Source organism: Aporhodopirellula sallentina SM41 (assembly GCF_000346505.1).
Classification (GTDB): Bacteria; Planctomycetota; Planctomycetia; order Pirellulales; family Pirellulaceae; genus Rhodopirellula; species Rhodopirellula sallentina.
The window spans coordinates 34,229-43,767 of record NZ_ANOH01000405.1 but is presented as its reverse complement, the minus strand read 5'-3'; the positions used below and the strand labels follow the sequence as shown (position 1 = coordinate 43,767).

2 protein-coding genes are annotated in these 9,539 nt (G+C 58.0%); both read right to left on the bottom strand.

Translation table 11 applies throughout. The features are described 5' to 3' along the window. On the bottom strand, positions 1-506 hold a 506-nt coding region (locus RSSM_RS26260; protein ID WP_044303697.1), incomplete at its 3' end, for an outer membrane protein assembly factor BamB family protein. Positions 507-737: 231 nt separating this feature from the next. Next, positions 738-9,062 carry an Ig-like domain-containing protein gene (locus tag RSSM_RS26255; RefSeq protein WP_008686901.1) on the bottom strand — a complete coding sequence of 2,775 codons (8,325 nt, stop codon included), beginning with the start codon at positions 9,060-9,062 and terminating at the stop codon, positions 738-740. Positions 9,063-9,539: the final 477 nt, after the last annotated feature.

The following is a 9,539-nucleotide window of genomic DNA, read 5'->3' as shown; positions in this document are numbered from 1 at the left end:
ATCGGGGGAAAGTCGGTTCGTTTCCAAACCAGGATTCCGTCCATTGTGTAGCAGTACAAACCACGCGAGCCGAACGAGGCATAAACGTGTTCACCGTCTGTGACCGGAGATGCGGATGCGAACCCGTTGGTGTTGTGCGTTCCCTGGTGTGGAGTGGCTTCCGTCGCGACACGTCGCCATCGCTGTCTGCCCGTCTCGCGATCGATGCAGAGCAACACGAATTGATGTTTTGCGATATCGCCGCCGGAAAGAGGAACCGCTGAGACAACGAACACGCTGTCGTCCCAAACAACGGGGGAACCCGATCCACGGCCCTCGATCGGGACCTTCCATTTCAAATTGGTGGAGTCATTGAATCGGATAGGAGGATCGGCATCGGGGGCGACTGCGTTTCCGTCGGGACCACGCCAGTGTGCCCAGTGATCCGCGTGAGCGAATGAACCCGAACACGCGATGGCAAAAAGGGTCGCGCAGCGAAGCGCGCCGAAGATCGTTGGATATGTCATGAGACCGGGACGAGCGAGCGAAGAGATTAGAAGAGAAGCGAGTCGCCAATGACCGGCGACAGTACTCCAGTTAACAAGAAGCCTGCCCGGTTGGTCAATCGCACCACGTCACATTCTGAAAACACTTTCGTGGACCCGCGACGTGTGCGATCGGCGGTAGGCTGCTCGATATCACAGCTCTCCGGTTCCCAAAGGCACCGCAAAACGGTGCCTTCGATTTCGGCTGTGACCTTAGAACGTCAGCCCGAGGAACTCGTCGAGGTCGTCGTCCGAGTCGTCATCGCCTGCAAAGTACGAATCAACCGCGTCGTTCCATGCCGGGGCGTTTGCCGGCAAAGTGTCCGCGGCGGTTGACTCACCTTCACCGCCGAATGTGTCGAGTCGGTTCAACTCATTGATCACCTGCAAGGCATCCACCGCGGTTAGCTTGGTATCGCCGTTGACGTCAATGAAGTAATCACCGGCCGTTGCCTGGATCCTGACTCGCGATCCCGCTTCTGCTTCGGTCACACCGGAGTTGAGTTGATTGATGATGATCAGAGCATCGAGGGAAGTTACGTTCCCATCGCCGTTGACATCGTAGGCGTTCACGTCGTTGGTCAGAGTGTCGACTTCAATCTCAACGTCTTCACCGACCGGCGGATCAAAATTGCCGAAGATCGGTAACGCGAACTCATCTCCCCACTGGGTCGACAAATCATTGCCCAGCGGCGCGGGGCTGTACGACGCGAAGTTCGTGTTGATGTCCGCACCGGTGGCGTCGGAAACCCAGAAGAAGAATTCGCCTTGTTCTTCAGGCAACACACCCTGACGCCCCTTCACCCAGATACCGATGTCATCGATCCCGTCGAGGTTCAGGTCACCGGCGACCGGTTTGTCGGTGAAGCCGCTGAGGCCTGCAAAGCGTCCGAAGTCATCGGTCAACGCGAGATCCATGTCGGCGACGCCGTCGCGGTTGGAATCGATGATGAGGGTGTTGGTGTCGTTTACGTAGACAGCCAAGTCATCTTCTGCAGGCGTTCCCGGGGTGCCTTCTAAACCGACGTTGACGAAGTTTCCGACCAACGGGATGCCGTTGTAGTTGGCGGGGATGATCTCGCCGAGATCGATGGTGTTGTTACCGTTGGTGTCGAGATACCAGTTTTGGCCGTCGAACAAACCGATCTCATCGCTCGGGCGTCGCCCGGCGGCAATGTCGGCGAGATCCGTTGCGCTGGTGAAGAAGTTACCGGCGACCGGTGCGGCGTTGACTTGATAGGCACTCACGGAGGCATCGTCACCCACGCCGTCGTCATCGGTGTCGATCAGGAAACTGTAGGCACCGTTGAACCAACCGTACGCACCGAGTTTGTCGAATCCGGATGCCGCCGCGCCACCACCGGGGCCAAAGTTGCCGGCAAACAGTCCGTCACTGATTCGGCCGAACTGATAAACGAAGTCACGGTTTGTTGCGTCATTGTCCTGGCCTTCCGGATCCCAGACTTGGTTGCCATTGATGTCGACGTAGACGAGTCCTTGGCTCCACGTACCGACTTCTGGACGGCTGTCGACGGTGAATCTCGCGACAAAGTCACCGCCCGGGATCCCGTCGCCGCTGGCGAGATTCAGTCCGCCCAGCGGACGGTCCGAATCGCTCTCGCCATCGAGTGCGTTGCCTGCCGGATCGATCAATGTGTCTTTGATCGTCAACGTGAACCGATCGTCCGGTAGAGGTTCGGCGAAGGTCAACACAATGTTTCCGGTCGCTTCGCTGCCGACGACCGCCGCGTCAGCAGTGAATGCGATGTTTGCGATTGGCATGATTCCCGAGTGGTCACCGATGACCGAAATCGTGGATCCGTTGAACACATTCGACAACGCGTCGTAAGGGAATTTACCGATGCGTTCGACGAAATCCTCGATCGCAATGGTTAGCGAATTGACCGCAGGTGTCGGCCCTTGATCGACGTTGTCAGGTTTTAACGTGAAAAGGTCATAGTCGACGTCGGTGATGGTAACGTCGGTGACCCGTGGTCCCTGAGTGTCGAGGAAGATCTCGATTTGCTGCGCGTTGTCATCAATGCCATCAGCGGTCGTGTTCAGGTTGCCGGCCAAGTCTTCGGCGGTGACGAACACTTCTCGCAGCCCATCGACGTTGCCAAAGAATGTGGTGTCGTTGAGGTCGAAGAGGAATTCGTTTCGCCAGGTTCCTTGCGGGTACGCGTCGTCTCCGTCAAACGGTGTGGCGACGGTCGTGACCGTCTCGGTACCTGGGTCGACGGTGTCGTTGTCGGTAGGATCCACAAACAGATAAACGATCGCGTTGGCTTCTGCCGTACCGGCAAATACAGGTCGCGTGTCGTTGGTGATCAGATCATTCAGTGTCGCGGGGATGAACGAGTCTCCGCTGTCGTTATCAACCACTCGTCGAATTTGGACCGGCGGAGCGATCGTGTCGATCTCAACATCGAGCAGGAAGTCTTCGCTGATGTTACCGGCTCGGTCTTCCACTTCGAGTTTTAAGTTGTGGATGCCGTCGGCGAGCAGCGGAAGCGTTTCGGTGATAAACGTGTTCGCGGTAAACATTGCCTCGAAACCGAGCAGCGACGTATTCGCGTCTTCACCCGCGTCGGTCGATGAGTCATACAGAAGCACCTCTGCCGATGATTCCAACCGATCATAGATGCGGAATTTAAAGTTGTCTTGGAACAGGACTTGGTGGAGGTCGACATTCTCATCGTGGGAAGTCATTGTGACCGTCGGTGTGTTGTCGTTGGTCACGTTGTCGTCGTTGTTGCGTCCCGAATCGCTCGCTTCGACCAAATCGAGGAACGCGGTGTTCGGTTGGATCGTGTCAACTTCCAAGCGGATGGTGTCCGACGTGGCAAAGTTGCCGCCCCAATCTTCGATCAACGCGTACACGTCGTAGACACCGTCGACGAGTGGTTCGGCGGTGATCTCCCACATGCCCAAACCGTCGTCGTCGGTGGCGCCGGGGATCTGTGCTTCGACGTCGGTGTAGTCGGAACCGACGACTCCGGTGCCGATGATCAGAAGGTCGCCGAACGCCACACCTGCCGTGTTGACTTTCTGTGCAAACAGCGTGATGTCATTCATCACGTCGCCGCGACCCTGGAACGCGATCTCTTGGATGTTGGTGACGTTATCGTCGTCGTACATCCCCGAGTCGCTCGACGAAATGATGTCGATCGTGGTGTCCGGGTCGACCGTGTCAATCTCAACCGTCAACAGGAAGTCAGGGCTGATGTTGCCCGCCCGATCCTCGACTTCGAGTTTGAAGTTGTGCACGCCATCAGGGAACGGAGTTCCCGCAGGGGTGTTGAGGTCTTGGCTGACCGTGCGAATGATCTGGCCGAGATTGGTGAGCCCTGCAAATTCAGCGAACGAATCGTAGACGAGCACTTCACCGGTGCCCGAACCCGGGCCAGCCGGATCGCCTGTCCGCCAGTACAAACGGTACTGAATGTCATTCGGCGGCGGGTTGTCTTGGCCATCACGCGTGTCGTTGCCGATCATCTCGAAATCGAGCAAGCCCGATCCGGTAATGTTGTCGGTGATACTGTGCCCGTCGTCGTTGAGTAGATCGAGGTACGGTGTGTTGGGGACGGCCGAGTCGATCACGACTTCGAGAGCCACGCTGGTCGCGCTGACGTTGCCAGAAAGGTCTTCGAGTTCGACGGTCAGGCTGTGCGTTCCGTCATCGAGCGGTTCGGTTGTGATCTCCCAGTCGCCTTGGCTCGTGGCGACACCTTGGCCGACGAGTTCCCCATCGGAGAAGACGCGAACGATCGAGTTGGGTTCGATGCCGGTACCACCGAGGGCGATCGCTTGAATGCGGGTGACGTTGTCGTCGTCGAAGACACCGGTGTCGGCAACCGACAAGAGGTCCGGCGCGGCGGGAGCGACCGGTGCGGTGCGATCGATTTCAACGATCAACTCTTCGCTTTGCAGACTTCGGTTGCCTGCCGTGTCGGTTGTCTCCACGCTCAGGAGGTGAGTGCCTTCGCCGAGTGTCAATGTGCGGTTGGTGACGCCGCCCGCGGCGCTAACGAATGTGTCAATGACATTGTTGCCGTCTTTGATCACGACCGTGAGCGGGAAGGTGGCCTCACCTTCGTCGACGGTGACCGTGAACGGGACATCGTTGGGAGCGTTGGTGACGTTGTCGTCGCTGCTCGATCCGCTATCGCTGGCCGTTGGTAAATCGAGAGTCGGTCGCTGCGGTTGTTGTGTGTCTACGGTGACGGGGAGTGCGACGCTCAGGGCGGACACGTTCCCTGCGGCGTCTTCTTGTTCGACGGTGATTTGATGCACACCGTCGATCAAAGGCTCGGTTGTGATTTCCCACCCACCGACCGGTGAGGCAACTCCTTGACCGATCAGTTCACCGTTGCTGAACACTCGGACTTTCGCGTTGCCTTCGATGTTGTCGCCGGTGATGTTCAACGATTGTATGTTGGTGATGTCGTCATTGTTGACGGTGCCTGAATCAGCGACCGCGGCCAAGTTAATATTGGTCGGTGCTGCTGCCGCGGTGGCGTCGATGACTACCTGCAGAGGCGAACTGACAGCGGCACGACCGACAGCGGCGGTATCGGCATCATCTTCGATACGTACCCACGCGGTGACCTGATATTGGCCATCGGCGAGAGCGGCCGGGACGGTTGCCGACCACAGTGTGCTGGTGGTTGGGCCTGTGTTTCCGCCGACGAGGTCAGCGTCGATCGTTGCGACAGTCGTGCCCGCCGCGTCGACGAACGCGACCGTTACATCGGCCCCTGGGGTTCCGCCGCCTTGATCGATCGCGATGCCTTTGGCGGCGAAGTCATTGAGGTCAGCGATGACGTGGATGGTTGGCGTGTTGTCGGTCGTCACCTCGTCATGGTCAGCCGATCCGCTGTCGCTCGCAACGATCAAGTCGGGGAGTTCAGGAACCGGTGCGGCGAAGTTCTCGATTTCGAGCGAGTACGTGTTGGCATTGCAGACCGCAGGATCTGCGTCCGGGACTGCGGAAATTTCGAGGTAGTAGACTTCTTGACTGACAACCGGGATCACGATTTGTTCGTTGTCGGTCAGGGTGTCTTCCGTCGCGATCACGTTGCCCACGCTATCTCGAACGCTCAGTTGCAAGTCGCCGAGTTCGTGATTGAAGATTGCATTGATGACGGCCAAGCCCGTCGAATGCGCGGTGAAGCGGAAAACATCGATGTCTTCGTCGCTATGGATGCTCAGGTCCGATTCGGTGATCTCGGTTTCGGAGCCCAGTGCGTAGGATTGGTCGATGTCGCTGCCCGGATCGAACAGATCGTTGATCTCATACCGGTCTTGCCAGACGACGTGTTCGAAATCAACGAAGGTGCCATTGGTTGGACCGGAGGGCGACGGGATGGCCGCCGCGGCGACAAAGACACCGGACGTCGCATTGCGTTGAGGTGTCGTCAAAAGGGGCGACGTGAAGACCAGTTGATCTCCGTTCGGATCACCCCCGGCACTTGTTGGAGTGTTGCCGTTGAGGAAAACCGTATCGGCGTCGCTCTCGTGGAAGATGACTTTGTCCAAGCCTGATCCGGCGAGCACGTTGAGTGTTTCGACTTCGTCATACTCGATCGAGACGTCTGGCGAGCCGCCACCGGTTTCGATGCGAGTCACCGCATTTGCGTCGATGAAGTAGCTGTTGTTATCGGTGTCGTCTTCGTCGTTGATTGTTAGCGCGTCGGTGCCTGTGCCGCCGAAGACGCGAACCGATCCAAGGATTCCGTCGAGCGTGTTCGGATCCGATCCGTCAATGGCAATCGCATCGTCTCCGAGGCCTGCAAACACATCCGTGAAACTGTCTGCCGCGGTGGCGTTGACATTGATCGCGTCCGGGGCATCACCGCCCTGCACTTCAATGACGGCACCGCCGCCACCGCTTCCATCAACGATCAGCATGTCACTATTGACGCCGCCCGCAAGACTCACCCCAGACCCATCGCCGCTGGAGACCAGGGTGATGGAATCCATGTCTGATTCGCCGTCGGTAACCGTCACACTACCGGCACCCGTGGTTGCGATGTTGATCGAATCGTTCCCGGTGCCGGCATTGATGATCGTGAAAGAGTTGTCGCCCGTCGTGGTCACATCAATGTCGTCACCGCCACCGAAGTCAGCAATGTCGGTGAGGACCGAATCAGTTGTGTCGAGTACGTTGATGTCATCCGCGCCACTGCCGGTGTTGATGAACAGCGTTTCGATCGTACCGTACGTGATCAGTCCGGCGCCCGTGCGAGTAAACGTGCCATCGTCGATGTCCCAAACACTTGCGTCGGCATCCCCGGCGTCGTCCACAATCAGTACGTCACCGCTCGGCCCCGAGTACGCCACGACGTTGCCGTCGGCGGTAACGGATCCGCTGCTTACGGGGGCCGCGTTGTTGTCTTCACCGGCAATGACCACGTTGCCCAAAATTGGATCCAGCGAACTTGCGGGCGACCCAACACTGATGACGTCGTTGCCCGCTCCGCCGGTAATCGTTGCTGTCACCGTCGTCGGCACCGCTTCAATGATGATCAGGTCATCGAACAAGTCGGTGCCAGCCGTGTTGTCACCATGGAGCGCGACGCTCGTAAGAGCCGCACCAGGTCCCGCCCCATCGGGATCCGCATCATCGAGAGATGCGAGCGTGATCGTTTCCGATCCATCACCACCTCGCAGAGTCAGATTGGCAAAACCGCTAAAGGTGGTCGTCTCGAATCCGCCGTTCCCGGTGATTTGATTGACGCCATCACCCGCAGGTGCCAGATCGGACAAGGTGAGCGTCGTGGTCGCGGGCGTTCCCGTGGCATCCACGGTCAGTGATCCGCCCGCCCCGATCAGCCCGATGGGCGCGAGGCCTTCGAACGACATCGTAAAGGCGCCCGAGACATTGACCACGCCACTGTTGGCAGTGTCTACGCCATCGGAGAAATAAGCGACATCCTGCGCCGTTGTGAAGTTCGCGATGACGGAATCATTCTGGCCACCCCCGTCGAAGTGAATGCCGACATTGGCAGGACCGAGACCGCTCGTTAAGAACGGACCGTTGGTGTGAGCCCCCGTCGCAGTCCCTGTCAGGCTCGGTAATCCTCCCGCCGTTTCATTAACCACGAGCACGTCGTCGCCGCCCAGGCCTTGGAAGCTCAACGCCGTGGTGTTGAGTGTGAAAGACAACCCGTCGAGGGTCATGGACAGTTCATCGTCGGTGCCGCTGCCGGTTACTTCGAGAACATTGCTGCCCGCGTCGCCCACGATTTCTGTTTGGCCCGCGTTCTGAATGTCGAGTTCTTCGACGTTGACGTAGGTGATCGGATTGTTTCCCGCAACCGTCACGGTGGTCGAAGTAATTGTGACGTCAGCGCCGCCAGCATCGATGCGCAACACGTCCGCGACGTTTCCGATTCCACCGTCGACGGTCACGTTCAACGTCGAGCTTGGAGTGACGGTGATGTCGTCGTTACCGTCGAGGCCATTGAGTTCCACATTTTCGATCGTTGCCCCTTCGATAAAGAAGGCAGAAGGGGCGGTCCGCTGCAGATTGAAATCGGCACCGACCAGCGAACCGTCACCCGCTCCGGGGCTCAGGATCAACACATCGTCCGCGCCATCGGCACCGTTGAATCGAAACGTGTCCTCGTCCTGGCCACCGGTGTTGTCATCGGGCCCGTCGCCGTTGTTCCAGATGAAGAGGTCGTCGCCCGCATCCCCAAATTGAATGTCTGCCCCCAATCCGCCGATGATGATGTCCGCATCATCACCGCCATTGATTGTGTCGACCGCCGACGAGCCGATCAGCAGGTCGCTCCCACCGTTGCCCTGAATCGTAAGTCCATCGGTGTTCGAAGTTGCGTCCACAAGATCGCCCAACGCACCGCCGTTGATGGTGGTGGTTGCGGAATACGCGGGGTCCAATGCCTCGACAAAAATTACATCCCCTTGATCGCCCAGACTCACCGTCAGAGAAACCGTCGGGTTGGGGATCACGGTGTCTTCAAAAGTGGCGCCGTTGTCGATGATTTCAATCTCGCCCGCGTTGGCACTGTTCCGCAACGTTGCGTTGTTGCTCAGTCCCACAGGTAGATTCAAGATTGTGTTGGCCGCGTTGCCCGCGTTGATCGGTTCCAGCCCGGTGTAAGTGATCACGCTGCCATCGACGACGACGTTGCCGTTTTTACCCGTTGCACCGACGTCGGTGTAGTTGAGTTCTTGATCGGTGAAACTACCCAGGATCGTCAGAGTGTCGCCTTCGCCCTCACCCTGCATTCCGCCGTTGAAGACGATACCGCCGGATGGGATGGGATTGCCGCCTCGAAAGTCAACGATCAATTCATCGTCTTCGGCTGATCCCTCAAAAACGAAGGATTCAAAACCACTGAGCAAGACTACCTGCGGGTCGCCCTGATCGTCGGTGTATTCGATTTGTGTTTGAGTTCCGTCTTGGCTCAACGTGGTCGACGATCCTGGCGCCGTGGTGAACGTTAGCACGTCGCCGGCGAGCATTTGCCGGTGCTCCAGTGACTCATGTCGCAACAAACGCTGCATCCATTGTCGCTTGCGTGCCCGCTCGTTGTCCTTGTTAACGTGACGTCGGCTTGTGCGACGTGAGGACTGTTGGTCAGAACGGGCGCGTTTAAAAAAGACCACGAGAGGAACTCCTGAATTGCCTGGCTGCGAATCAATGCGGATGAGTGTCAGCGGCGAGTTTCTGCGGCCAACCCGATCGAATTCGTCCGAGCCGATCAGTGGTCATGGTTCGAGAAACGATGCCGGAGAAAAGGCGACGTGGGGAGTCCCCCCAACCGTTTGTGATCCGTCTTCCAGGATGGGGGCCCTGCATCGTCTTTTCAGTAGAATCACGACGCGCGTTCAAAGCAATGAAAAATGCAAATGCAAAATGGACAAATTAGCGAATATTTGCGGTTGCCTCGAAATCTCAGCAGGCCTGTGGTTTTAGACGCCTAAGAATGTCCCGTTCGGACGAATCGCGATACGCGTCCGACCGTCGCATGGTGATCTACC